The following is a 25,348-nucleotide window of genomic DNA, read 5'->3' as shown; positions in this document are numbered from 1 at the left end:
CGTCATTGCCAGCTCTTTCACGCCGCGAATACATGCATGAAAGAGCCTGCATTCTTGGAAAGCCAACCGGCTCGACGACCTGAAGGGCCCCGGGAGGACATTATCACCGGATACTCATCCAGTCCGGCTGGACGGCTGAGCATTCCTAGGCATAGACGTCGGTATAAAGCTCCGACGAAGCCGGCGCCGGATTGGCCTTGGCGAAATCGACCGCCTCCGCAACAATCTCCTTGATTTCCTGCTCGATGAGCTTGATGTCGCTCTCGGTGGCATGACCATCCTCGAGGATGCGATTGCGCGAGCGAGTGATCGGGTCGTTGTCGGTTTTGACCTTTTCCACTTCCTCGCGGGAACGGTACTTGGCCGGATCCGACATCGAATGCCCGCGATAGCGGTAGGTCAGCATTTCGAGAATGAACGGCCCCTTCCCCATGCGGGCATGTTCGACGGCCTTGGCACCTGCGGCGCGAACGGCGCGGACGTCCATCGCGTCGACCTGCTCGCCCGGCACGTTGAACGACAGACCGCGTTGAGAAAGATTGAGGTTGGCCGAAGCGCGCTCGATGCTCGTGCCCATGCCATAGTGATTGTTCTCGATGACATAGACGACCGGCAGGCTCCAGATCTTCGCCATATTGAAGCTCTCGTAGACCTGCCCCTGGTTCGACGCGCCATCTCCGAAATAGGTGAGGCAAACGCGATCATTGCCACGATATTTGTTGGCGAAGGCAAGGCCGGTGCCGAGAGACGCCTGTGCCCCGACGATGCCATGGCCGCCATAAAAACCCAGATCCGGCGCGAAGATATGCATCGAGCCGCCCTTACCCTTGGACGCCCCTGCCATGCGGCCGGTCAGTTCGGCCAGCACTGCCTTGGGATCCATGCCCGCCATCAATGCGTGTCCGTGATCGCGGTAGGCCGTAATGACCTGGTCTCCCTCGCCAATCGTCATCTGCATGCCGACGACAACCGCTTCCTGGCCGATATAGAGATGGCAAAATCCGGCTATCAAACCCTCGCCATACATTTGACCGCAACGCTCCTCGAAACGGCGGATCAGCAGCATGTCGCGAAAGGCCTTCAATTCCTCAGCCTTGGAGAGGACGAAATTCGGATCGGCATTCAGCTTGGCCATGGTATTTCCTTCATATTGAGAGGAGCGGAGACTGAGGCTCACGTGCTCGAGAGCTTGAGGCCAACAATCCCGCTGAGAGTGACGGCGATCCAGAAGAGCCGCAGGAAGGTCGCGGGCTCGCGAAAAATCACGATGCCGACAAGGATCGACCCGACCGCGCCGATGCCGGTCCAGACCGCATAGGCGGTGCCGATCGGCAGTACCTGGAGGGCTCTGCCGAGCGCATAAATAAAGGCGGCGAGCAGGACGAAGGAGAGGATGGACCAAGCCAACCGGCTATAGCCATCCGCCATTTTCACGCTGATGGCCCAGCATACGTCGAGAATGCCCGATACGATCAGCAGTATCCATGCCGTGCCCGTTCCCATGCTTGCCATCATCCCTCATTGCCGCTTCCGATCATGCCATGCAGACGCGAAAACGCGTGGGCTCTGGCATATGCTGGGATGATAGAGGCGTTGCGGGCGCCATGCCCGTTGTGGTTTGGCAAACGGATATTTCCGCCCGACAATCGCAACGGTGGAAGCGTGGCCGTCGTTTGCGCACGTGCGGTTATCCAGCCGATCTGATGCTGGCGTTTGCCAGCAAGCACTTGCAAGACGGCAAAACGGCCTTGCGATCTTGCAATCCCAACTTTGCGTTTCGATCATTACATTGCGATGGAGCGAGCCCGGGACCCGGATCTTGGGTTTCATCTTGCAAATTTGCAATGCAAATTACCATGACGATAACTGAACCTGCGAGGCAGCAAGAACATGGCGGATTGGAACGAATTCAGAATTGTACTGGCGATTGGACGCGCAGGATCTCTCGTAGGCGCGGCAAGAGACCTGGGCCATGACCATTCTACGGTCTTTCGTTGGCTGAACGCGCTGGAGAAACGCAGGGGGGTACAGCTGTTCGATCGCACCTCGAGCCAATATGTGCCGACGGAGGCCGGCCTGCAGATGGTGACCGCTGCGGAGCGGTTGGAAGCCGAAATCCTGGCGCTCGATCGGTCGATTACCGGTCAGGACACGCGCCTGTCCGGCAAGCTCAAGATCACCTCGTCCGAAACTTTGGCCTATCGCATTCTCAACGAAGTGCTTGCGGGCTTCCGTCGCGAGCATGACGGAATAGAACTCGAACTTCTTGTCGACAACAGGCAGCTCGATCTTCTTCGGCGCGAGGCCGATATCGCCATTCGGGCAACGCGTCCGCATGAAGGGGAACTCTTCGGGCGTAAGATTGCCTCCACCCCTTGGGCTTTCTACGCGAGCAGTCTCTACCTTGCAGATCGGGAACGGCCAACGTGTATCGACTCGCTTTCCGACCATGTCGTAATCGGCTGGGACAGCGGGGCAGTCGCTGCGGCATCGAAATGGTTGACGGAAAATATTTCATCCCGCGCCTTCGCATATCGATCAAGCAGCCTCATCAATCAGCTCATGGCGGTGAAGGCGGGCCTGGGTCTGGCACTCCTGCCTTGCTACCTTGGCGATCTCGAATCCGATATCGAACGGGTGCAGGAACCGCTCGAAGAACTCACCAGAGAATTGTGGCTGATCACACACAGGGATCTGCGCAATACGGCACGCGTCCGAGCCTTCTTCGACCATGTCGGGGGCGGACTATTGGCACGCCGCGCGCTGCTGGAGGGAGAGCGCGGCAAAACTCCAGGCGCCACCGATTGAGCGGACGCAATCCGTGGCCGTGCGAAGCGGTCGTAGGCGCACGTCACTCACCAAGACCACGCTTGCTATTTGCGCAAGCCCTCGGCAACAAGCGTCGCACGCACGCCCGGACGCTCGACCACCCCTGACAGATAACGCATCAGATTTGGCCATGCGCCAAGATCGATGCCGCGCCCTTTCGACCAGTTCATGATCGTGAAGCAATAGGCATCGGCGATGCTGAAACGGTCGCCGACGAGATAATCGTGATGGGTAAGATGCGCTTCGAGGACATCGAAACGCGGCTTCAGCCTTTCCCTGGCAACGTCGGCGGCCTGCGCGCCATACTCCGGATGGAACAGCCATGGGCTGAAGCTCTTGTGCAGTTCCGAGCTGATGAAGGTCAGCCACTCCTGCAGGCGGTAGCGCTCGAAGCTGTCTTGTGCGGGCGCCAACATCGCCTCTGGCTTCAGATCCGCGAGATACAGCAGGATTGCGACGCCTTCGGTGAGAATCCGACCGTCGTCGAGTTCCAGCACCGGGACCACTCCCTTGACACTGATCGACTTGAGATCGCGGCCATCTTCGACGCGATGCGGCTCGCTGCGAATGTCGACCCTCCTCAAATCGAGCGGAATACCTGCTTCTGCGGCAACGATATGCGCGGCCATAGAGCAGACGCCGGGTGCATAATAGAGCTTCATTTTCTTCCTCCTGTATTGGGTTTTCTCCTCCGGAGGATATGCGGCTCTGCGTGAGAAAGCCGGTTGGAAGCTGGCAAGTCGGGTTTGCCAGATAGCAACGCATGCAAGCGAGACGCGGCACTGGTGCTTTCGCTACACAGGACGGCGACGCTTGCCACGAGACAGTGAGACGGGCGGAAGAATGGCGGGCACAGCCACAACGTCGTTACGCGCGGCGGAGTCGGTATCGGAGCAAAGGACAGGCGATCAATAGGATGCGTGGAGAGGCAGGACGTATTGCAACACCATTGCTCGATCGGATCGAGACCCCTCGAGATCTTTGGAACCTTTCAATCGAGCAACTGCAACAGCTGGCGAACGAGCTGCGCGCCGAGACGATCAACGCGGTATCGCAGACCGGGGGCCATCTCGGTTCGTCGCTGGCGGTGGTGGAATTGACGGTGGCCCTGCATACAGTCTTTCACACACCGCACGACCGGCTCATCTGGGATGTCGGGCATCAGACCTACCCGCACAAGATCCTGACCGGTCGACGGGACCGGATGAGAACGATCCGCCAGCGCGACGGTCTGGCTGGGTTCACCGCTCGCAGCGAGAGCGAATATGATCCGTTTGGCGCGGGTCATTCCTCCACATCGATCTCCGCGGGCCTTGGCATGGCGGTTGCCCGCGATCTGCTGGCCGCTAAAGGCTCCGGCAAAGACCGGACCATTGTCTGCGTGATCGGTGACGGGGCGATGAGCGCAGGCATGGCCTATGAAGCGATGAACAATGCCGGCGCGATGAAAGCGCGTATGATCGTGATCCTCAATGATAATGAGATGTCCATCGCACCGCCGACCGGCGCGATGAGCGGCTACCTCTCACGCCTCATCAGCAGCCGGCAATTTCTGACGTTCCGCGATCTCGGCTTGAAACTCGCCGGTCAGATATCGTCGCGACTCGAACGTGGGGTACGACGGGCCGAAGAATTGGCGCGAAGCTTCATGACAGGGTCGACACTGTTCGACGAACTCGGCTTCTACTATGTCGGGCCAGTCGATGGGCATGACCTTCAGCAGCTCATTCCACTCCTGCGCAATGTGCGCGAGGCGGATATCGACGGCCCGATCCTGATCCATGCGGTAACGCAAAAGGGAAAAGGCTTTGCTCCGGCGGAACGAAATGCCGAGAAGCTGCACGCGGTCGCGCGGTTTGACGTCGCCACCGGCGAACAGGAAAAAAGCAGGTCTGGTCCGCCGAAATATCAGGATGTCTTTGCAAAGGCCTTGATCGCGGAGGCCGAACACGACTCCCGGATCGTCGCGATCACAGCCGCGATGCCGTCCGGAACCGGGCTCGACAAGTTCGCGGCGCGCTTCCCCTCGCGGTTCTTCGATGTCGGCATCGCGGAGCAGCACGCTGTTACCTTTGCCGCCGGCCTCGCTGCCGAAGGCATGACGCCCTTTTGCGGGATCTATTCGACTTTCCTCCAGCGTGCCTATGACCAGATCGTGCATGATGTTGCAATCCAGCGGCTGCCGGTGCGCTTTGCGATCGATCGCGCCGGACCGGTGGGAGCCGATGGAGCAACACATGCCGGAAGCTTCGATCTCGTTTATCTCGGCTGTCTGCCCGACATGGTGCTGATGGCACCGTCCGACGAGGCGGAACTCATCCACATGGTTCGGACGGCGCAGCAGATTGACGATCGTCCGAGCGCGATCCGTTATCCCCGCGGTCCTGGCACGGGGGCACAGCAACCGGCAAAGGCCGAAGCGCTGACTATAGGCCGCGGCCGAATTCTAAGAGAGGGAGCTTCCGCTGCGATCCTGTCGCTCGGCACGCGCCTTGCGGATGCCCTACAGGCCGCACGTATGCTCGAAGTCGAGGGTCTATCCATCACCGTCGCCGACGCGCGCTTCGCCAAGCCGCTCGATGTCGCACTCATCACCCGTTTGGCAAGACACCACCCCATATTGGTGACCGTCGAAGAGGGCGCCGCTGGCGGCTTTGGTGCGGCCGTGATGCATTGCCTGACATGGGAAGGCTTGATGGATCGTGGGCTCGTTTTCCGAGCAATGACTCTGCCGGACCGCTTCATCGATCACGACAGCCAGGAGGGGCAGATTGCGGCAGCGAAACTGACGGCCTCCCATATTGCCGAAACCATTCGTCATTGCCTGCGGGCGTCGTTCAGCTGGGGTGACAAGCGGATTTGACCGGCCCCAGGACTGACACATCCCATACCGTGAGTGATACTGCCGCCAACGGCCAAAGCGCCCGCAGATGGGTTTGCGGGCACTTCGAGACATATTCGGAGAAAACTTACTTCAGGCGATCCGCGAATTTGTCGAGCGCCTTGTTGGCGCAGGCTTCGTCGAAATTACCGCCCGGCGCCCCGCCGACGCCGATAGCACCGATGGTGTCCTTGCCGACCTTTACCGGCACGCCGCCAGCAAGGACCAGGAAGCCCGGGATATCGGCCAGACCGGCGGCAGCCGGATTCTTCTGAACGGTCTCGGCCATGCCGCTGGTCGGGTTGCGCGAAGACGCTGAAGTGTAAGCCTTCGCCGAGGCGGCGTTGGCCGTATGGGCACCGGCATTTTCAGCCCTGACCAGTGCCAGCAAAATGCCGGAGCGGTCGGTAACAGCCGCAGCGACGTTGTAGCCGTCGGCCGCGCAAGCCGAAACGGCCGCCTGGGCGAGATCAACCGCAAATGCGGTTCCGAGGCTGGTCTGCTTAACGGTGTTGTCCGCGAAGGCCGGAGCGCTGATGGCTGTGGCAAGGGCGAGCGAAAGCAGGACGTTTTTCATGTCAGGGACCTCCAGGGCGTTGTGTATCCTGAAAGGAGGTCTATCCGGCGAGCCGGTTTGCCGGAATTCGCACAGCCACGGAGACATATCGGTAGAACTACCGATATGCAGCAAGCCATATGCGCGTTTGCTCGGCCACAGCGGGCGTGCCGAGCTTCATGGCGATACTCGCGCGATGGCTGTCCACCGTGCGGACGGACACATCAAGCGTCGCAGCGATCTCCTTGCTGCCCAGCCCCTTCGACACCAGTTCGATGACCTCGCGTTCGCGGGCGGTGAGCTGATCCAGCAGCCGTCCCGTCTCCTGACGCGCCAAAAGTTCGGCGAGCTGCGCCTCGCAGGAAGCAATCGCCTCGATCAGCACGTGTTCGTCGACGGGCTTGACGAGAAAATCTGCCACCCCGGCCTTGAAGGCGCGACGGCAAGCTTCGACGTCGCCGTGACCGGTAATCATGATCGCCGGCCAATCGACATTCATCTCCGCCAGTTTCTTCAGGAGCTGCAGCCCGCTGATTGCGGGCATGCGCAGATCGAGGATCAATATGCCGGGCTTGGCTTTGTCGAGATGGGCAAGCAGATGGGACGCATCCGGAAAGGCGGTAACACTCTTGCCATAGGTGGAAAGCAGGAGCGCGAGCGCTTCGCGCACGGAGGCATCGTCGTCGACGAGATAGATCATGCGGCCCCTCCGGCTGGCAGACGAATGGTAAAGCAGGCGCCCCCGTCGTTGCGTACGTCAATGGTGCCGTCGACCTTTTCGATCAATCGGACGCAGAGAGGCAAACCGAGCCCCATGCCATCCGGCTTGGTGGTGAAAAACGGCTCGAAGATGCGGTCGAGCAAATTGGCGTCGATCCCCGGCCCGTTGTCGGCGATGACGATGAGCGCCTGGGCGTTCTGCGGACCGGCCTTGAGCGTTATGCGCGCGTCCGGCTGACCGGACATGGCGTCTGCGGCGTTGCGAATGAGATTATGGATAACCTGCTGAAACGAGATGAGGTCGATCGCGACGACACAAGGAGCGTCGGCGATCACAACGTCGAGCGCGATCGCCTGTTGCGCCAAGTCCGCCTCGACGAGGCGCAACGCGCCGTGCAGCGCCTCCGACAGTGCCACTCTCTCGATCCGCGCCTCTGCGCCGGAAATATAAGCGCGCATGCGGCCGAGAATATCGCCTGCCCGTTTTGCTTCGCGAATATTGGCATCCAGCGCCTGCTCAAGAATATCCGTGCGGTCCAAAGTCAGCGCACGCCGCGCGGCCTGGCTTTGGCTCAGTATGGCGGCGATGGGCTGGGTGAGTTCATGGGCAATGCCCGACGCCATTTCGCCAAGCGCGTTGACGCGGCCGGCATGGGCGAGCCGGGTCTCCTGCTCCAGCAGGGTGGCGCGACGCTCCTGCCGCCTCTTCTCCCGGCGCGCATTACGGTATTGCACGCTAAACCACACTGTAGCAGCCGACCCCAGCAACAGAGGAAGCACCAGGCTGAAGGGAAAGAGTTCGCCGAGACTGAAACCCTCGCTGATCGACAGATGGAGCGGCTGTCCCGGATTGCTGGCGGAAAGGCTGCTCTTCACGTCCACGATCGAGGCCCGATCCGAAACCCTGCTAAAGAGTACGGTGTCGCCGAGCGACAGGCTGACCGAATATCCAGGCGGGACATTGTCTGTGGCCAAGAGTGCCGCGGCGTTGATGCGCAAGCGCAGCAGCCGGCCGGCTTCGACGAGCTTATATATGTCGTAGGCATGACGCTCCGGGATCGGCCGAACAGCCGTTTCCCCGGGCTTGCCGAGCTTCGGCAAATCGCCGGCCGACAGATCCGCTTCCACAGTCGGCCCCTGCGGTTTGCCATAGGCGATGACGTGAGCATTTGCTCCGTCGATGCGGATCGTCGCGATATCGGTGACGCGGGGATAGAATGCGGTTATCGACTCGGCAAGTCCCTGCACGCTTGCCGACGGCTCGGTTGGCGACATGCGGATCACGGCGGCAAGCGCAGTCATATGGGCGTCGTGCTGCGCCAGCTTTTCGGCCAGAAAAGTATCCGTTCCTCGCGTCCAGTCGGAAAGCTGGGCCAGCCCGGATCTGTATTGAAAGGCCGCCAGCAGAGCGATGGCAAGCACTGCTGTTGCCACCCAGATCAAGAGAGATCCCAAAGGGATGAACCGTGAGAGTGGAAAATATCTTGTCATGGGCGGCATTGAAGTGGCACGGGGCATCCTGTCAGTTGTCGAAGCAGCTATTCATCATGAGGTTGGATGCAATCGCAACCGCGAAATGACGGCGAACGAATTCCGAAGCCTATCGGTATCCGATCTTCCGGCGCTGATCGCTATTGGCGAGCGCCGGAAGAGCAATGCTTAATGCTGACCGAAACAGATCTTGGATCGGTTCGGGGCCATGCCCCAAGCCGATGTCAGATCGACAAATCTCGAAGAAGCCCCTCCAGGTCGCGTTCGCCCGCCTTTGATTGTGCTCCAGCTTTGAGACCACCCCGGATCAGTGCCTCTGCCGCCGGTCGTGCAAACAGGCCGGCCCAAGCAGCATGCTCGCGCCCCAAACCTTCTCGAAGATCGGTCGGCGGCAAGGCAGCCTTTGCTGCGGCGATGACGCCGGGCGGCAAAGCGGCAATCTGTCGGGCCAATCTCGCGACAAAGTCGTCGATCTGGTCAGCTGGCAGCGCGCGATTGACCCAGCCATAGCGTTCCGCCGTCCGGGCATCGAAAAGATCGGCACCAAGCACAACCTCCAGCGCCCGAGACCGCGGCATCCGTGTTCCAAGGTACTGGGTTGCGCCGCCGCCAGGCGTGATACCCATCAGCGCCTCGCACTGCCCGAGACCGGCGCGGCCTTCCGCTGCGAAAGCCATGTCGGCTGCCGCGACAAGCTCCGCACCGCCGCCGCGCGCGAAACCTGCCAACTTGACGATTGTCACCTGAGGCTGCGATCGCAACAACTCGCCAAACGCCTGAAACGGATTCAAGCCTTCCGGTGCATCCTGCGCCAGTTCGTCGAATGCATTCGGCTCATCGATGAGCGTCATGTCCACATGCGCGATGAAGAACTCCGGATCGGCGCTATCGAATACGATAACGCGTGTCTCCTCGTCCCCACGAACCGAAACAAGAAAACGACTGATCTCGCTCATCAGGCCGACATCGAGGACGTTTACTGGCGGATTATCGATGGTGACGGTGGCCACTCCGCCATCTTTCACGATGCGTAACTTGGCGAATTCGAAGGAAGTCATGGTGTGCTCCTGCGTGTCCCATGAGGGGTGAAGTTAAGGTTGCAGGACTTTAAGTATTTAATATATACCTAGTGTCAATTACGCACCAAAAGCATCCCAGGGATGCCGGAGAATACCAATGATCCCCGATCCAGACCCCGTTTACCGTTCGGATTGCCCGAGCCGTGCTATCCTCGATCAGATAGCGGACAAGTGGTCGATGATGGTTATGGCCGTGCTGAAGGAGCCTCGGCGATTCAATGCGATCAAGAGCCGTCTCGATGGCGTCACCCAGCGGGTCCTCACTCAGACGCTGCGCAAGCTGGAGCGAAACGGAATGATTACCCGCACCGTCCTGACGGGACGTGTACTGGGCGTGGAGTATGCCCGGACGCCGTTGGGAGAGTCGCTGCAAAGGCCGTTCGCTGAGCTTTATGACTGGACGGTCGAGAACATGGTGGAGATCCAGCAGCATCAGAGCCGCTACGATGAAATGCAGAGCTGAAAGTTCCATTCCGGACACATGATTCCATCACGTCCCCTCGCCGCCCACTCCGGTTGGCACATGCGGTCTGCCTGCATCGCAGCTTTCCAGTAGCTCGATGGTTCCGAGCGCGATCTGACATGGACAACGATCTACGCGGCAACACCTGTGCCACCTGAACAATTTCGGCTGACCGAAATCGCATTTCAGCTGGGCGCAGTCGCCGCCGGCCTGATCGCTCTACTGGCCGGCGGTGGTATCGGATGCCGTCACTCTGGAAGCCAGGTCAGATCGTCGCCCGATTATAAGTGCGGATGACGTTCCGGATGGCCTCCAGCGCGAGCGGCCGCGCCTTGGCTTCAACCGTGCCGGCGGCCACGGCCGGATAGAGCGCTCCAAGATACTGGCTGACCAACGTCTCCGGCAATTCTCGGTCGCCGAGCCTTTGGAACAGGCCCTCGACAAGTGCCGCGGCAGCAGGGTGCGGCCAGTAGTAACGAATGCGGTCGCTGTAGGAGAAATGCCGCTGAATGCGCAGCTCCGCCTCGTTGCCGTGGTAATATTTCTGCCAGTTCTTCGGCTCTGCGAGCAAAAGCGCTTCCATGCCCTGCCGCAAGGTTTCCGGCCCATTATCGAGAACCGCAGCGATCTGATCGAGACCGTAGAGCGCTTCGCGAAGCGCAAAGGTGAGCCCCGGCCCAACCTTGAGAATGGCAAAGCCATCCTCCACGAGCCCGCGCAGCGCGGATGCCGGCTGGTAGTCGGTCGAGTGCGCTTCAAAGACGAATTGCGGCATACGGCGCAGAACGCTGCTGAGCTCGCGAGCCGCAGCTCGGTCGTAGACCACGACGTTTTCATTGCCGAATTCGACGCCCGGCTGCACCACGACGCCGATGGCACGGGCGAAGGCGTTTTCAAGACCAAGGGCGGCAAAGGCGCGACGATGCACCTCGACAGTTTCCAGCGCCGCCTCCGGGCTGGTCAGCTCCAGATGGTCGAGCGCTTCCATCGCGCCACCGGGGATAGGCACTTCCGTGCCGACGATATAAACAGGCAGATCAAAGCCCGATACAGCTGCCGCTTTTTCAGCAACCAGCGCAAGACGCGCAGCGCGCTCGGCGGTTACCGCATCCGACAGTGCGACCGGTTCCCCTGCACAACCCATCGAAGTATCGAGATGGATTTTCGTGAAACCGGCACGCACGAAGGCGTCCATCATCACTTCGGAGCGCTGCATCGCCTCTTCTGCCGGCAGATGCTTCCACGGGTTAGGGCCGAGATGATCACCACCAAGGATCAGCCGGCGCGTGTCAAAACCGACGCGCTCCGCGATTTCTTCCACGAAGCGGCGGAAGTCGGCAGGCGTCATGCCGGTATAGCCGCCCTCCTGGTTGACCTGATTGCAGGTGGCTTCGATCAGCACATCCGTCTCGGTCGCGAGTCCCTCCAGGAAAGCGGCTTCGATGACCAGCGGATGGGCCGAGCAAATGGAAGCAATGCCGCGCCGTTCACCCGCCGCATAGCGGGCAGGAAGTGTGCTGAGGGTCTTGGTGCTGCTCATGACGATACTCCGGAAAGATTGCGGGCGGCGAGGAAGGCTTCGATCTCGGCCATGCTGGACGTGCCTTCCATCGGGCCTTTGACGCCGACGGCGCGTGCGCCGGTGGCATTGGCAATAACGAGTGCTTTGTCGGCGGCCATACCGCGCAACCAGCAGGTGACGAAAGCCGCACCAAAACTGTCGCCGGCGCCGGTCGGGTCAACCTCCTCAACCTTGAAGGCCGGGGCCATGGTCTCGCCAGAGGCATCGAAATAGCTGGCGCCTTCGGCACCGCGCTTAATCACGACGGCCTTGATGCCCCGCGCCAGCAATTCCGCGACAGCAGCCTTTTCTTCCGTTGCCTGGGTAAAGAGGAAGATCTCCGCACCACTCGGCATGAAGAGATCGGTGTTTTCAAGCGCATGGCCAAGCGCCTCGCGCATGCCCGGCAGCTCCAGCATTTCCTTGCGGATATTGGGATCGAAGGAGACCGTGCCGCCCTTCGCCTTGATACGCCTGGTCGCCTCGTGAATGGCTTCGACGATGCCGTCGGAGAAGAGCGCCGAGCCCATGATATGCAGATGATCGGCGGTCTCGACCAGCGCTTCGGCTTGTGGCGTCAAGCCTATGGCCGAGCAGGCGCTGTGCTTGATGTTGAAGATGAAATCGCGATTGCCGTCCTGCCGGTAGCGCACGAAGGCGCTGCCGGTTGCTGCAGTCGGATGCACCGTGATGGCAGAAACATCCGCGCCGTCGTTGCGCAATCGCTCGACATTAAGCACGCCGAAATCATCGTTGCCGACGGCGCTGACGATGCCGCAGGGCTGGCCGAGCTTGGCCGCCTGGTCGATGAAAATTGCCGGGGCGCCCGAAGCGAATGGCCCGATCAGCGGGATTGCGGACAGGAAGCCGTTGCCCGTTTCGACCGCCATGATCTCGACGACGATCTCGCCGATGGTGATGATCTTCTTCATGCTCACGTCCGCACCGCCTTGCTGCGCACGTCGAGCCAGACGGCGATGAGAATGACCAGGCCCTTGACGATGAGCTGGTAGAAATAGGGCACCGACAGCATGTTCATGCCATTGTTGATGACGCCGATGATCAAGGCGCCGAGAATGGTGCCGACCATCGTGCCGACGCCGCCGGCAAGTGAGGTGCCGCCGAGCACCACAGCCGCAATGGCGTCAAGCTCGTAGCCCATGCCGGAATTGGTCTGTGCCGAGGACAGGCGCGAAGAGAGCAGAATGCCGCTGATCGCCGCCATCACGCCCGAAATCATGAAAACGATGATCTTGATGCGATCGACGCGGATGCCGGAATAAACGGCCGCCTCGCGGTTGCCACCGGAAAGATAGACCTGCCGACCGAAGATCGACTTCGACAGGACGATGTGATTGATCGCGAAAAGTACGGCCATGATCCAGATGATGATCGGGAGCCCGAGGAAACTCTCCGAGCCGATAGCGAGCCATGCATCGTTGTCGATCATGGCCGGTGCGCCATTGGTCGGCAGGCTGACGACGCCGCGATAGATCCCCATGCTCGCAACAGTCACGATGAAGGAAGGAAGCATCAGCTTTGCAGACAGTGCTCCGTTCAACCCTCCCATGATGGCGCCCGCCACCAGCGTCAGAAGAACAGTCGGCAAGAAACCGAAGCCCATGGCGAAAGCCTGCGCCGCCACCATGCCGGCAACCGCAATGATCGAGCCGATCGAAAGATCGATCTCGCCAAGCAGGATGACATAGGTCATGCCGTAAGCGGCAACAGCAACCACCGCCACCTGCTGCATGATATTCATGAAGTTGTTGAAGGCTAGGAAGCGCGGGCTCAGCACCGAGAAAACAATGCAGAGCACAGCGAGCGAGATGATGATGCCACCATACTGGCGCACCATCGGCGAACGGAAGAACGACTGGCGGACCTGCGCGTCCGCGCCCCTCCCCTGTGTTGTCTGAAGATTGCTCATGCGTGCATCCCCGCTGCATAGGTCATAACGGTTTCGGGTGTCAGGCCTTCGGCATCGAGCACGGCTGCCAGGCCTCTGTTGTGCATCACGACGACACGATCGCTGAGGCCGAGTACCTCGGGCAGTTCCGAGGAAACCATCAGGATCGCCGCGCCTTCGGCCGCAAGCTCGCGGATGATGCGATAGATCTCGAACTTTGCGCCGACGTCGACGCCGCGCGTCGGTTCGTCGAGGATCAGGACGCGCGGCCTGATCTGCAGCCATTTGGCCAGCACGATCTTCTGCTGGTTGCCGCCGCTGAGCGAACCGGCTGTGGTGTCGATCGAAGCCGCTTTGATCGCGAGGCGCAGCACTTCCGTCTTGGCGGCTGCGCGCTCGGCGCTGCCGCGCATCAAGCCGAACGGGCCGGCAAGCTGCTTAAGCGCCACCATATTGACGTTGCGCTCGACGCTGTGCGCCAGAACCAGGCCCTCTTCCTTGCGATTTTCGGTCACGAAGGCGATGCCATTGCGGATCGCCTCGGAGGGCGAGGCAAGTGTCAGCGGCTTACCGTCGAGGAAGATCTGCCCTTCCGGGCGCTCCATGCCGAAGAGCGCCTTCATGATGTCGGACCGCCCGGAACCGATCAGACCGAAGAGGCCGACGACTTCGCCGGGCTTCACATCGATGGAGACATCGTGGAACTTTCCCGGAACCGTGAGGTTTTTCGTCGCCAGGACGGGTGCAATACTCTCGGCCGGACGCGGCGCCACGCGCGGCGGGTAAATGTCCTGCATTTCGCGGCCCACCATCAGCGCGATCAGCTTGTCGATGCTGGTCTCGCTCTTTTCCGTCGTGGTGACATATTCGCCGTCGCGAATGACGGTAATATCGTCGGAAAGCCGCATGATTTCTTCCATGCGGTGCGAGATGTAGATGATCGCCTTGCCGCGCGCCTTCAGCCGCTCGATGATCGAGAACAGGATTTCCGCCTCGCTATCGGAAAGCGACGATGTCGGCTCGTCGAGGATGACCACGTCCGCAGGCAGGCTGAGGCCCTTGGCGATCTCGACGAGTTGGCGCTGCGCGATGGAGAGGTCGCCCACCTTGGCATGCACATTGACCGGAAGGCCGAGATCCGCGATCAGCGCTTCGGCCTTGGCGACGAGCACACGATCGCGAACGAAGCCAAATCGGCTCGGCTCGTGGCTGGCAAAAATGTTCTGCGCGACCGAGAGATTTCGGCAGAGGCTAAGTTCCTGGAAAACGATGGAAATACCGTGCGCGCGGGCATCGCGCGGATTCTGCGGCTGATATGCCTTGCCGGCAAGCAGGATTTCGCCCGAAGTCGGCTTATAGACCCCGGCAAGGATCTTCATCAGCGTGGATTTGCCGGCACCGTTTTCGCCGAGCAGCGTATGCACGCGACCGCGGCGGACCTGAAGGTTCATGCGCTTCAACGCCTGCACGGCGCCAAAGGACTTGGCGACATCGCGGATTTCCAGCACCGTTCCCGTGCCTCGCGACGCTTCTTCCTGTGTGGCTACATTGCTTTGTGTCACGCACGCTCCTCCCTGGCCGCCCGCATCGGCAGCAGCAAGCACGGCCATTGGCGAATGAACGAATAAGATGGACTACGGTCCAGGCCGCAGACAACAGATAGCCGCCCGGGCTAGATGATCGCGGCGGCCGGAGGCCGCCGCGAAACATATTTTACTTGGTTTCGCCGTCCTTGGTCACGACGCCAGGCACGATCGGCTGCTTGGCCGGAACGGTTTCGCCCTTGATGACCTTGACGGCAGTCTCGACGGCAACCTTGCCCATCTGATCCGGATACTGGGCGATAACACCGACCATCACCGGATCGTTCTTCACGGCGTTGCGCGCCTCTTCCATGCCATCGAAGCCGATGACCTTGACCTGGCTCTCCAACTTGGCGGCCTTGACGGCAGAGGCAGCAGCAAGTGCGGCGTCGTCGCCGAAGCCGAAGATGCCGACGATATCGGGATTAGCCTGCAGCATGTTCTGCGCAGCAGCCAGCGCTTCCGGACGAGTGATGCCCGTCTGAATGGCGGCAATCTTCACGTCCGGATACTTTTCAAGACCTTTCTTGAAGCCTTCGACGCGGTCGACGACCGACTGAACCGTCGGATAGTCGATGACGGCGACCTTGCCCTTGCCGCCGATGGACTTCGCCATCAGCTCGGCAGCCTTCTCGCCGCCGGCAAAATTGTCCGTGCCGACGAAGGAGGTGACGTCAGCGTCGATAGCCGGAACGTCGACGGTAATGACCTTGATCCCAGCCTTCTCGGCCTTCTTGATCGCCGCGCGCACGCCCTTGCTGTCGACGGGCGAAATGACGATGACGTCGACGCCCTTGGTGATGAAATCCTCGACGTCAGCAAGCTGCTTGGACAGATCCTGGTTGGCAATCGCCACTTCCAGCGGCACCTTTTCCGCCTCGGCTTCCTTCTTCATCGCGTTGGCAAGCGAGATGTAGAACGGATGCTGCTGCGTCAGGAGCGACGCGCCAATGCCAGCTGCGGATGCGACACTTGCCATAAGGGCAAGGGCAGCGCCGGAAAGAAGAATGCGACCGAGCGTTTTGCGAAGCATGATTTCCTCCAATTGCCGGCCTCGCCGGCTGATTAAGAACTTGTGAAGCTGCCCTGTCAGCTGGCGGCGGCAGCCGCCTTTCCTCTCCTGCGCAGGACATATCCACCCATATCGGGCGAGGTTCCTATCGCATCGATTGGATATCGCGTCAATCAATTTATTTACACGTGAAAAAAACTTTACCGTGCTAAATTCTGTTTGTAACGGCTGGTTTGGCGGCTATACATGTGACGAACAGTTGCGGAGGTCTGTAAAACCAGCATCATCCCTCTGATAGGCCTAAAGATTTATTTTTACGCATGCTAAATGAGCGCGAGAGCGCACCGAACCGCTACGAACCTCGAAAGCGACCATGAGCGAGAGCAAAATCCGGACGATGGAAGAGTTCGCTGCGGCAAGCGGGCTTTCCCGCCCGACCGTTTCGAAATATTTCGACAACCCCGAGAGCGTAAAACCCTCAACCCGTGCCCGCATCGAAAAGGCACTGAAGGACTATGATTATCGACCGAATATCTTCGCGGTCAGCCTCAATCGCAAGAACCCGAAGAATATTGGGTTGATCGTCCCGCACATTTCAGATCCGTTCTATGCCGAGATCGTGCGCCAGATCGAGATGCGCTGTTTTGCGGAAGGCTATTGGACGATCGTTCTATCCTCTCACGGCGAACGGAAGCTGGAGGCGCGAGCCATGCGCACGCTCTTGTCGCTGAACATCGCCGGTGTCCTGATGGCGCCGCTCGGCTTCGAGACCGATGCAAGGCTGCTCGAGAACCTCGCCGATGCAATACCCACTGTCTTCCTCGACAACAGTATCGGCGACCGTCCCTTTGTCGGCACCGACAACCGCCAGAGCATCGGCAACATTACCGAATATCTCTGCCGGACCGGCGAACATCCGTGCTTCCTGGAGATGCCCGCCGTCAACCAGAACGCTCTCGAACGGCGCAACGCTTATATTGCAACGATGGAGCGGCTGGGGTTGGAGCCGGTTACATTGGCAATCCCGCCCAAGGATTGGAACTTCGAACAATTGGGTTATGAGGCCGCCGGGCGCCTGCTTGACGGATCCGGCTTTCCGACGCGCACGGTCCTTTGCGCCAACGACCGCCTCGCCTTCGGCGTCATCGCAGCTGCTTTCGAAAGGCGGATGCGCGTTGGCCATGACAGCGATTGCGACCTGCGCGTCGCCGGCCACGACGACCATCCGCTCAGCCGCTTCACCTGCCCGCCGCTGACCACCATGGCGCAAGACTACCGAGGCATCGCCGCGGCAGGAATCGACATGCTGTTTGATACGATTGGCGGAGCGCCGGACCAATCAAAAGGCCAAGGACGTATGACGCATCTCGAAGCACGGCTCATCATGCGACAGTCTGCGTGAACGAGCTCACCTCAAGCATTTCCTGGAAAAATCGCAGGGGATCCCATCCGGGCGGCGACGTGTTCACGCCAGCCGCACCCAATCCATCGCCTCAAGCACGTATGGAGCGAACAGGAAATCCCTGATCTCGACAATTCGACCTTCCGACCATTCGACCTGGACGAAATGGGCCGGCCGCTCCATCGACTCGGTGCCATCGAAAACAAGCATGGCTGGCTGCCCCTCGACCGCACCGAGCGCAAATCGCCATTTCGCCACCTCGGCATAGCGCGTGAAATAGGGAGCGATCTTGTCGCGGCCCTGCCACTTGAGGCGGTTGACCAGTTCCAGTTTCACATCATCGGCGAGCATCGCCCGGATCGCGTCGAAATCACCACTTCGGAACATATCGACATAGGTTGCGATTTTCCGGCGGTCCGCTTCGGACATCAACGGCAGCCTTGCATCTTCGCCCTCCTGGGCAAGCAATCTAAGTGCCACGCGCCCGCGCTGGAGTGCAGATTTTGCGGCTGCGGGAGAGCAATCTGCGATGCCGGCTATTTCCTCTATCGAATGTCCCAGGACATCCTTGAGGATCACCGCGCAGCGCTGCAGCTCCGGTAACCGCAGAAATGTCTGAAAGCCGATTGCGACAATGTCCGCTTCGGGAATGGGATCGGCCTTGATATCGTCCGTGAGCGGCACAACGGTATTTCGAGAGTTGCTGCGCAGGAAGTCGAGGCTTGTGTTGTGGGCGATGCGAAACAGCCAACCCTCGAGATTATCCACCTCGGCCCCTTGGTTTCGTGCGTGTAACGCCTTGACCAAGGTGTCCTGCAGGACGTCCTCGCCCTGAATGGCCGATCCTGTCATGCGCGCGCAATATCGATGAAGGCGCGGTCGCAAGGCTTGCAGTCGATCTTCGAAAGCATCCGAGGTCATGGTCGTATCGTCCTTTCACTTTCTGCTTACCCTTGATCGGGCACGGTTGTCGATCAATCCCCGAGTGGGCCTTAGATAGGACATTGAAACAATGCCAGCACCGGCAGCCATTCAACTGCCGGCTTCGCCTGCCCGCTCACCCGAACGAAAAAGGGGGAGTTTTCAAAGCGCCCAACTTTCGAAAAGATACATCTGAACACCGGAGTCGTCGGGCGCATAGATTCGGCGATCAGCGGCAGCTGCCTGACCTTCCGGGCTTGCGAAGGCCGTCTTGATGGCCGCGAGGTCGTCGAAATGCAACGTTCCGATCCGATAGACATCGGGAGCACCTATCGGCGCCGCGATGGGGCCATGATTGACATGGTAGCTCCTGAGTCCCGGAAGCTTCTTGGCAAGCGGCACGTGGATATCGAAATAATGCCGATCGAATGCCTCCGGGTCCTTAGGGGTCCGATAGATCACGACCATCTGGGCCGCTCGAGCGCCTGGCAGCGAGCCGTGTGAGGGGGATTTGGCGTGATGTTCGTGTGTGGCGGTCGCCACCGCCGAGCCCACGATCGTTTCCAGGCTTGCCAGTGCGGCGATCCTCGGGAAATAGGCTCTCATACGCGGATCCTCGCGCATTGCTGCGACTGCGGCAGGCGTCTCCCATTCCGATTGAATGACGACCCCGGTGCCGTCTTCTGCCGCGATCAACCGGGTCATCCCCCAGCCGGGAAGGGTGCGGATGACGGTCTCTATGTTCTCTTGCAGGAGTGCGATCAACGCCTCCTGCATCCCCGGTTCGCATCTCAAGAAATTGATCAAGGTGGTGGGTTCGTTGGACATGGCATATCTCCTTCTGTTTCGGATATGCCAAGGACGATCCAAAGGCTGCAAACGGATCGCAGCCCAGAAGATTTTTCCAAACCCACTACAACAGGCCCAGATAGCGCTGCTCGCCCCTACCCGGCGCGGTTCAACACATGTTCAGGCGATGCCATTCCGCCGACCTAGACGACCGTTTCGCCACCATCGACGACGAGGATTTGTCCCGTCATGTAGGAGGAGCGGTCAGAAACGAGGAAGAGAATTGGCTCGGCGATTTCCGAAACGTCAGCCCAGCGTCCGAGCGGCACCTTTTCGGCAATATAGCCTTCAATAGCATCGCGTCCGCCCATCTGCGCGATGAACGGCGCATTGAACGGCGTGTCGACCCAACCAGGGCAAAGCGCGTTCACCCTTATGCCGAACCGGGCATAGTCGCCCGCCATCTGCCGGGTCATCGCGATGACCGCATGTTTGGACGTGGTGTAGGCAATCATCTCGCGGTCGTAGAGGACGCCTGACGAAGACGAAGTGTTGAGAATGACACCCTTGCCGGCCTTCTTCATGATCGGCATGACAAAGCGCGCGGCCATGAAATGCGCCCGGACATTCAGGTTCCAGGAGGCGTCGAAGCCAGATATCGCGACGTCTTCCAGATTGCCCGCGACCTGGGCGCCCGCATGATTGTGCAGGATGTCGATACGGCCATGCCGCGCCGCAATCTTTGCGATGCCAGCCTCAAGGGCGCGATCATCCATAACGTCGACAACCATGCTTTCGGCTCTGCCGCCTGCGCCGGCAATCTGGCTTACAGTCTCCTCGGCATTTGCCAAATCGATATCGGCGACAATCACATGCGCGCCCTCGCGCGCCATGATGAGCGCGCCGGCGCGGCCGATCCCGGAGCCGGCTCCGGTGACGATTGCGACCCGATCCTTGAGTATCATGATTTTTCCCTGGTCAGTTTGTCGTTGTCTTTTCGCGCATCAAAAAGCGCGCGATGAGAATGAGGACGAGCGACGCGATCAGCACCATCGTTGCGATCGCATTGATCTCCGGCGTGACGCCGCGTCGGATGGAGGCGAAGACATAGATCGGCAAAGTCGTGTTCGATCCCGCGACGAAGAAAGCGATGATGAAATCGTCGAAGGAAAAGGTGAAGGCGAGCAGAAAGCCTGCCAGGATCGACGGCATGATCTGCGGCAGGACAATCTGGCGAAACGTCGTCAATGGCGTGGCGTAGAGATCGCTCGATGCCTCGACAATGTCGCGACCGAGGCTTGCAATACGCGCCTTCACGATCATCGTCACCAGCGCCATGGTGAAGAGCCCGTGCGCAGCGATGATCGAGCCGTAGCCGAGCGCGAACTTCGGTGGCTGATCGCCGGGCCAGACCGCTGCGATCAGCGGATTGACGATGCCGAAGACTTCGACAAGTGCCACCAGCGTCGCAATGCCGATGACCACACCCGGGACGACGATCGCTGCGGCAAACAACCCGTCGAAGATGGCACGCGTGCCAGGGCCGAGCCGCTCCAGGCCAATCGCCGCCATCGTGCCGAAGATCGCGGCCAGCCCTGCACTGGTAAAGGCGATGATCAAACTGTTTTGCAGCGCTTCCATGAGGAAAGTGTTCGACAGCGCCCGCCCGTACCATTGGGTCGAAAAGCCGGTGAACTCGCTCGCATTGCGGCCGGCATTGAAAGAGAACAGAACGACGAGCGCGATCGGCGTATAAAGGAAGAGATAGACGAAAGTGACGAGTGCGCGCATCAGACGAGATCCACCTGGCGGGTGCCTGCAACGCGCCAGGCGATACGCATGGCAACAAGCAATATAATGACGACGACAGCCACCAGCGTCACAGCGATCGCCGATCCGAACGGCCAGTTGCGCGACTGCAGGAAGAGATCGACGAGCGCATTGCCGATGAAGAAGACCTTGCCGCCACCCAGCAACTGCGGGATCAGATACTCGCCAAGCAGCAGGATGGTTACGAGGGCAACGCCGGTCATGACACCCGGCAGTGATAGCGGCAGCGTAATGGAAAAGAAGGTCGAGATAGGCTTGGCGCCGAGATCGGCCGATGCCTCCAACAGTCGCCGATCGAGCTTTTCGAGGCTGACATAGATCGGCATGATCATCAGCGGCAGATAACCGTAGACGATGCCGAGCAGCACCGCACCAGGCGTATTGATGAGCCTGATATTCTCGATCCCGACATATTCGAGCAGATGCGGAATGCCGCGTGCGCCAAGCAGGTACATCCAGGCATAGGTTCGCACGAGAAGGCTCGTCCAGAAGGGCACGACGACAAGCGAGACGAGCAGCAGCCGGCGCTGCGGGCTCGCCTTAACGGCGAGATAATAGGCGACCGGATAAGCAACCAGCAGGCAGGCTGCAGCGCCGATCGGCGCAAGGGTCAGCGTGTTGACGAAGGCTGCCGAGCGCGAGCCGAGATTGGCGAATTGCGCGAAGGTGAAGGCAGCCTGATAGCCGCCTTCCGGCGCTCGCTCGCCAAAAGCAAAGACGATGATGGCGATGAAGGGCAGCACCAGAAAGACGAACAGCCAGATGCTTGCCGGGCCGACGAGGGCAGCGGTGACAAGGCGCCGTTTGGTGGCAGAGGTAAGGGGCATCGATGGGTTTCTTTATCCGCCGGTTCGGAATGCGAGCCCGGCCCCTTCACGTAATGACGCTAGGGACCGGGGTGGGGCAAGGACGATCAGGCCGACTTGAAGCGGGCCATCAACTCGGCACGGCTCGGATCGGTGAGAGTGACGGCGGCGCCGAATTCCAGCGGGGTCAGCGCGGCCTCGTCGGGATAGACGATCTTGTTCGAGGTGATGTCCTTCGGCAGAAGGGCGATCACGCGACTGTCTGTGGTCGGAGCACCGTTGGCGATATGCTCCTTCACCGCGTTCTTCGGATCCATGAGATAGTTGAGCAGAGCGTAGCCGGCTGCCTTGTTCGGAGCATCCTTCGGGATCGCGTAATAGTCGGTCCAGATTTCGCCGCCGTCCTTGCCCAACACATAGGCAAGTTCAGGCATGTCGCGGTTGAGCTGCGCGCCGTCATTGGTCCAGCACATCGTGAGCCAGGCATCCGTCGAACGCATGGACGGCTGGTAATCGGAGTTAATCGCAAAGAGATGCGGCTTGACCTTGATCAGCAGTTCTTCGGCCTTGGCGAGCTCTTCCGCCTTGATCGAGTTGAAATCATAGCCGAGGGAAACGAGTGCGCTGCCGATGGTCGTCAGCTGATAGTCGTGCACCATGGCGCGCCCATCGGCCTCGGTCTGCGCAATCTCGAAGAAGTCTTTCCAGCTTGCGAGCTTCGTCTTGATCTTCTTGGTGTTCACAGAAAAGCCGGTCGTGCCCCAGTTCTTCGGCACGGCATAGGTCTTGCCGTCGATCTGCCCTTCCTTGGTGAATCGCGGGCTCTCGGTGGTCTGGCTGAAGTTCGGAACCTTGGATAGATCGAGCTCTTCGACGAGGCCGAGCTTGTGATAGGTCGAAATCGTATAATTGGTCGGCACGTAGAGGGACCAGCCGGAGGCGCCGGCCTGGAGCTTGGCGAGCATTTCCTCGTTCGAACCGAAGACATTGACCTCGACGGCGACGCCGGTCGCCGCCTTGAAGTTCTCGAAGGTCTGGGGATCGTGATAGTTCGGCCAGGTTGCGATCGACATCTGCGTGCCAAGTTCGCCTGCCGCATAGGCCGGCGTCGAAAGCGCGCCCGGAAAGCGCGACAGAACCGCTGTCGCAAGGCCGAGACCGGTGATGCCGAGGAAATGACGGCGGCTGACGGAGCCGCGCTTCAGGCGCATGAATTCGTCCATGAAGCCTTCGGCTGATATAGGGAGATTGTCCTTATAATCCTTGCTCATGATGCTGTTCCCTTGTTTTGGTTTATGCATTCGATGCTGGAAAGACATGTAAGGCTTTAGGGTCGAAGCCGAGGAAAACCTGCTCGCCCGGCCCCACGAGATCACTCTCGTTCATGCTGCCGCGATCTGACGTGATCAGGAAGTCGCCGAGACCGGGAACAGTGACCGCATATTCCGCGGATGAGCCCAGGAAGATGCGGTGCGTCACTATACCTTTGAAAGATCTGCCTGATGCCGCCATCTCGCGGCTCAGATGAATAGCCTCCGGGCGCAATGCCGCAATCGCAGCTCCGGGCGCGACCCGCTTGCCGGCCGAAAATGCCGAGCCGTCTGCAAGGCGGAGCGTTTCGCCATCAGCTTCCATCGTCGCTTCGATACGGTTCGTCTTGCCGACGAAATCGGCGACGAAGAGATCGGCTGGGCGGTCGTAGACCTCCTGCGGCGTGCCGAGCTGCCGGATGCGGCCGGCGCTCATCACGCAGACGATATCGGCCATCGACAATGCTTCCTCCTGGTCATGGGTGACGAGAACGAAGGTTATGCCGAGTTCGCGCTGCAACGTCTGCAGCTCGATCTGCATGGCCGAGCGCAGCTTCTTGTCGAGGGCAGCAAGCGGCTCGTCGAGCAGGAGCACGGAGGGCCGATTGACGATGGCGCGAGCGAGTGCCACACGCTGCTGCTGCCCGCCCGACATTTCGTGAATACGGCGCTTGGCGAAGCCGCCGAGGCGGACCATCTCGAGCGCTTCGGCGACACGCCGGTCGATCTCGGCGGCACCGACCTTCGGGCGCATCTGCTTCAGGCCGTAGGCAACATTCTGCGCGACGTTGAAATGCGGAAACAGCGCATAATGCTGGAACACCATGTTCACAGGCCGGCGGTAGGCCGGAACGCCGTTCATCTCGCGCCCGTCGATCAACACGGTGCCTTCGCTTGGCTGCTCGAAGCCGCCGATCATGCGCAGACACGTGGTTTTGCCGCAGCCGGAAGGCCCGAGAAGCGCCAGGAATGCGCCCTTGGGCACATTGAGGTTTATGTCCGTTACGGCGGTCACGGCGCCATAGGCTTTTGTGACCGAACGGAATTCGATGTCGTTCGTTGAAGCGGATGCCACGTCTGTTCCCTGCGGTTGGTCGGCAGTCTTTATCTGCCTTATTGCCACCGTCGTTAAGGAAAGAGTAAGCCTGAGCTTCCTGCGAGGTATATACCCCGAAAGAGGTATTTTCGATCAAACTGCTTCGTGGGAGGTGTATATAGGGGCTGCGCTTGATAGTGCAGGGCGGCAGAGGGGATCCGTCATATGAGCACCGACCTTGAAGGGCTTTTTGCCGCTTTCAACACCACGATCGGCAGATCGGCGATGGCCGATTTGGAATTCGGGGAGACGTTCCGCCAGATGATGGCGGCGCTGGTGCGGTTCGACTACGTCGTTGTCTTCGCCTATCGCGGCAAGGAGCGGCCAATCGATCTCTACAGCACCTTCGATCCTGAGGAGCATATCGTCTTCGTGACGCTCTATCAGGCCGGACCCTACTTGCTGGATCCGTTCTACCACACGGCGCATGGCCGCCGCGAAGGCGTGCTCAGAATGCGGGAACTGGCGCCGGATCGCTTCTTTTCGAGTGAGTATTACCGAACCTACTATGTGCAGACCGGTCTTGCCGAAGAGATCGGTTTCTTCGTCAATGCCGATGAGGATGTCACCGTCGTCCTGTCACTGATGCGGCGCGAAAAGACCGGCGTTTTTCCGCCAGCCGAATTCCTGACGCTTAAGAAAGTCGAGCCGCTCGTTGCAAACATGGTGAGACACTATTGGTCCGGCCTCGCTCCACGCTTCGATGCGCAACTGGCAGCCGGTGGCAGGAGCCGCCGCCGCCAGGGCCAGAATGGGTCCCTCGCACCGGCCGAAGCGGTCTGGCGGGATCTCAATCTGACAAGCCGCGAGACCGCTATCGTCGAACTCGTCTTGCAGGGACATTCGTCTGAATCGATCGGGTTGAAGCTCAATATCTCGACGGGCACGGTGAAGGTCCATCGGCGCAACGTTTACCGCAAGCTCGGCATTTCGTCCCAGACCCAACTGCTTTCGTTATATCTCAAGAACCTCGCATAGGGGGTATTTTGGTCTTCCCAAATTTGCTTGGCGGCAAGATTTGCAAAGCTGTGCGCGCAAAACCGAACGACATGCATAGAGGCCAGTCCGCCTCTATGACGCTAGCCCGTCGGCGCCGATAGAAATTACCGC

The 25,348-nt window shown here is 60.0% G+C and carries 25 protein-coding genes; 6 read left to right on the top strand and 19 right to left on the bottom strand.

Features of this window, described 5'->3' with window-relative positions; genetic code table 11:
• Positions 1 to 145 precede the first annotated feature (145 nt).
• Entirely contained in the window at positions 146 to 1,135 is a 990-nt protein-coding gene (pdhA, locus tag ACIQJ2_RS05565) for a pyruvate dehydrogenase (acetyl-transferring) E1 component subunit alpha (protein WP_199147684.1), read from the bottom strand.
• Positions 1,136 to 1,173: 38 nt separating this feature from the next.
• Complete coding sequence (locus ACIQJ2_RS05560; RefSeq protein WP_400675577.1) at positions 1,174 to 1,503, bottom strand: DMT family transporter; 330 nt, start codon at positions 1,501 to 1,503, stop codon at positions 1,174 to 1,176.
• A gap of 387 nt (positions 1,504 to 1,890) precedes the next feature.
• On the opposite strand from ACIQJ2_RS05560, the gene ACIQJ2_RS05555 reads away from it, so the two are divergent.
• Positions 1,891 to 2,808: a LysR family transcriptional regulator gene (locus tag ACIQJ2_RS05555; protein WP_400675506.1), complete on the top strand. Its 918-nt coding sequence runs from the start codon at positions 1,891 to 1,893 to the stop codon at positions 2,806 to 2,808.
• 65 nt (positions 2,809 to 2,873) lie between these two features.
• Here ACIQJ2_RS05555 and gstA read toward each other — a convergent pair whose 3' ends face one another.
• The gene (gstA, locus tag ACIQJ2_RS05550; protein ID WP_400675508.1) at positions 2,874 to 3,491 is read right to left on the bottom strand and encodes a glutathione transferase GstA; all 618 of its coding nucleotides are present in this window, start codon (positions 3,489 to 3,491) and stop codon (positions 2,874 to 2,876) included.
• Positions 3,492 to 3,745: 254 nt separating this feature from the next.
• Here gstA and dxs point away from each other — a divergent pair, with 254 nt between their 5' ends.
• A complete protein-coding gene (dxs, locus tag ACIQJ2_RS05545; RefSeq protein ID WP_400675510.1) occupies positions 3,746 to 5,692 on the top strand; it encodes a 1-deoxy-D-xylulose-5-phosphate synthase in 1,947 nt (648 codons plus the stop codon).
• A 106-nt stretch (positions 5,693 to 5,798) separates the two neighbouring features.
• On the opposite strand, the gene ACIQJ2_RS05540 is transcribed toward dxs, so the two are convergent.
• From ACIQJ2_RS05540 to ACIQJ2_RS05530, 3 genes are all read right to left on the bottom strand, one after another.
• Entirely contained in the window at positions 5,799 to 6,287 is a 489-nt protein-coding gene (locus ACIQJ2_RS05540) for a heme-binding protein (protein ID WP_400675512.1), read from the bottom strand.
• A 97-nt stretch (positions 6,288 to 6,384) separates the two neighbouring features.
• Complete coding sequence (locus ACIQJ2_RS05535) at positions 6,385 to 6,966, bottom strand: response regulator transcription factor (protein WP_400675514.1); 582 nt, start codon at positions 6,964 to 6,966, stop codon at positions 6,385 to 6,387.
• Complete coding sequence (locus tag ACIQJ2_RS05530) at positions 6,963 to 8,420, bottom strand: sensor histidine kinase (protein ID WP_400746486.1); 1,458 nt, start codon at positions 8,418 to 8,420, stop codon at positions 6,963 to 6,965. The genes ACIQJ2_RS05535 and ACIQJ2_RS05530 overlap by 4 nt, the downstream gene beginning before the upstream one ends.
• Positions 8,421 to 8,475: 55 nt before the next feature.
• On the opposite strand from ACIQJ2_RS05530, the gene ACIQJ2_RS05525 reads away from it, so the two are divergent.
• Positions 8,476 to 8,649: a hypothetical protein gene (locus ACIQJ2_RS05525; RefSeq protein ID WP_400746463.1), complete on the top strand. Its 174-nt coding sequence runs from the start codon at positions 8,476 to 8,478 to the stop codon at positions 8,647 to 8,649.
• Positions 8,650 to 8,701: 52 nt separating this feature from the next.
• On the opposite strand, the gene ACIQJ2_RS05520 is transcribed toward ACIQJ2_RS05525, so the two are convergent.
• Positions 8,702 to 9,535 (bottom strand): enoyl-CoA hydratase/isomerase family protein, encoded by an 834-nt coding sequence (locus ACIQJ2_RS05520; protein WP_400675520.1) that lies wholly within the window; start codon positions 9,533 to 9,535, stop codon positions 8,702 to 8,704.
• Positions 9,536 to 9,653: 118 nt separating this feature from the next.
• Between ACIQJ2_RS05520 and ACIQJ2_RS05515 the strand changes: the two genes are divergently transcribed.
• Complete coding sequence (locus tag ACIQJ2_RS05515) at positions 9,654 to 10,019, top strand: helix-turn-helix domain-containing protein (protein WP_199147704.1); 366 nt, start codon at positions 9,654 to 9,656, stop codon at positions 10,017 to 10,019.
• A 265-nt stretch (positions 10,020 to 10,284) separates the two neighbouring features.
• Here ACIQJ2_RS05515 and ACIQJ2_RS05510 read toward each other — a convergent pair whose 3' ends face one another.
• The 5 genes from ACIQJ2_RS05510 to ACIQJ2_RS05490 form a co-directional block, all read right to left on the bottom strand.
• Positions 10,285 to 11,559, bottom strand: a complete 1,275-nt coding sequence (locus ACIQJ2_RS05510) for a D-tagatose-bisphosphate aldolase, class II, non-catalytic subunit (protein WP_400675522.1) — start codon at positions 11,557 to 11,559, stop codon at positions 10,285 to 10,287.
• Positions 11,556 to 12,512, bottom strand: a complete 957-nt coding sequence (locus ACIQJ2_RS05505) for a sugar kinase (protein WP_199147754.1) — start codon at positions 12,510 to 12,512, stop codon at positions 11,556 to 11,558. Before ACIQJ2_RS05505 ends, ACIQJ2_RS05510 begins: the two co-directional genes overlap by 4 nt.
• A 2-nt stretch (positions 12,513 to 12,514) precedes the next feature.
• Positions 12,515 to 13,438, bottom strand: a complete 924-nt coding sequence (locus tag ACIQJ2_RS05500; protein WP_400675579.1) for an ABC transporter permease — start codon at positions 13,436 to 13,438, stop codon at positions 12,515 to 12,517.
• A 68-nt stretch (positions 13,439 to 13,506) separates the two neighbouring features.
• On the bottom strand, positions 13,507 to 15,051 hold the full coding sequence (locus tag ACIQJ2_RS05495) for a sugar ABC transporter ATP-binding protein (RefSeq protein ID WP_400675524.1): 1,545 nt from the start codon (positions 15,049 to 15,051) through the stop codon (positions 13,507 to 13,509).
• A 151-nt stretch (positions 15,052 to 15,202) separates the two neighbouring features.
• Positions 15,203 to 16,105, bottom strand: coding sequence for a substrate-binding domain-containing protein (locus ACIQJ2_RS05490; RefSeq protein WP_400675526.1), 903 nt, complete (start codon positions 16,103 to 16,105; stop codon positions 15,203 to 15,205).
• 352 nt (positions 16,106 to 16,457) lie between these two features.
• Here ACIQJ2_RS05490 and ACIQJ2_RS05485 point away from each other — a divergent pair, with 352 nt between their 5' ends.
• Complete coding sequence (locus ACIQJ2_RS05485) at positions 16,458 to 17,486, top strand: LacI family DNA-binding transcriptional regulator (protein WP_400675528.1); 1,029 nt, start codon at positions 16,458 to 16,460, stop codon at positions 17,484 to 17,486.
• Between the two features lie 63 nt (positions 17,487 to 17,549).
• Here the strand turns inward: ACIQJ2_RS05485 and ACIQJ2_RS05480 are convergent, their stop codons facing one another.
• The 7 genes from ACIQJ2_RS05480 to ACIQJ2_RS05450 form a co-directional block, all read right to left on the bottom strand.
• Positions 17,550 to 18,407 carry a sigma-70 family RNA polymerase sigma factor gene (locus ACIQJ2_RS05480; RefSeq protein WP_400675530.1) on the bottom strand — a complete coding sequence of 286 codons (858 nt, stop codon included), beginning with the start codon at positions 18,405 to 18,407 and terminating at the stop codon, positions 17,550 to 17,552.
• Positions 18,408 to 18,569: 162 nt separating this feature from the next.
• Positions 18,570 to 19,235, bottom strand: coding sequence for an EthD family reductase (locus ACIQJ2_RS05475; protein WP_400675532.1), 666 nt, complete (start codon positions 19,233 to 19,235; stop codon positions 18,570 to 18,572).
• A 164-nt stretch (positions 19,236 to 19,399) separates the two neighbouring features.
• Positions 19,400 to 20,161 (bottom strand): SDR family oxidoreductase, encoded by a 762-nt coding sequence (locus ACIQJ2_RS05470; protein ID WP_199147719.1) that lies wholly within the window; start codon positions 20,159 to 20,161, stop codon positions 19,400 to 19,402.
• 13 nt (positions 20,162 to 20,174) lie between these two features.
• Positions 20,175 to 20,987 (bottom strand): ABC transporter permease, encoded by an 813-nt coding sequence (locus ACIQJ2_RS05465; protein WP_199147721.1) that lies wholly within the window; start codon positions 20,985 to 20,987, stop codon positions 20,175 to 20,177.
• Positions 20,987 to 21,853: an ABC transporter permease gene (locus ACIQJ2_RS05460; protein ID WP_400675535.1), complete on the bottom strand. Its 867-nt coding sequence runs from the start codon at positions 21,851 to 21,853 to the stop codon at positions 20,987 to 20,989. Before ACIQJ2_RS05460 ends, ACIQJ2_RS05465 begins: the two co-directional genes overlap by 1 nt.
• A gap of 86 nt (positions 21,854 to 21,939) precedes the next feature.
• Complete coding sequence (locus ACIQJ2_RS05455; RefSeq protein WP_199147725.1) at positions 21,940 to 23,103, bottom strand: spermidine/putrescine ABC transporter substrate-binding protein; 1,164 nt, start codon at positions 23,101 to 23,103, stop codon at positions 21,940 to 21,942.
• Positions 23,104 to 23,125: 22 nt separating this feature from the next.
• Positions 23,126 to 24,217, bottom strand: a complete 1,092-nt coding sequence (locus tag ACIQJ2_RS05450) for an ABC transporter ATP-binding protein (RefSeq protein WP_400675537.1) — start codon at positions 24,215 to 24,217, stop codon at positions 23,126 to 23,128.
• Positions 24,218 to 24,403: 186 nt separating this feature from the next.
• Here ACIQJ2_RS05450 and ACIQJ2_RS05445 point away from each other — a divergent pair, with 186 nt between their 5' ends.
• Positions 24,404 to 25,216 (top strand): LuxR C-terminal-related transcriptional regulator, encoded by an 813-nt coding sequence (locus ACIQJ2_RS05445; protein ID WP_400675539.1) that lies wholly within the window; start codon positions 24,404 to 24,406, stop codon positions 25,214 to 25,216.
• Positions 25,217 to 25,348: the final 132 nt, after the last annotated feature.

The sequence above is a fragment of the Rhizobium sp. NPDC092011 genome (assembly GCF_044756305.1).
Lineage (GTDB): Bacteria > Pseudomonadota > Alphaproteobacteria > Rhizobiales > Rhizobiaceae > Rhizobium.
This window is presented reverse-complemented; position numbering and strand designations above follow the sequence as displayed.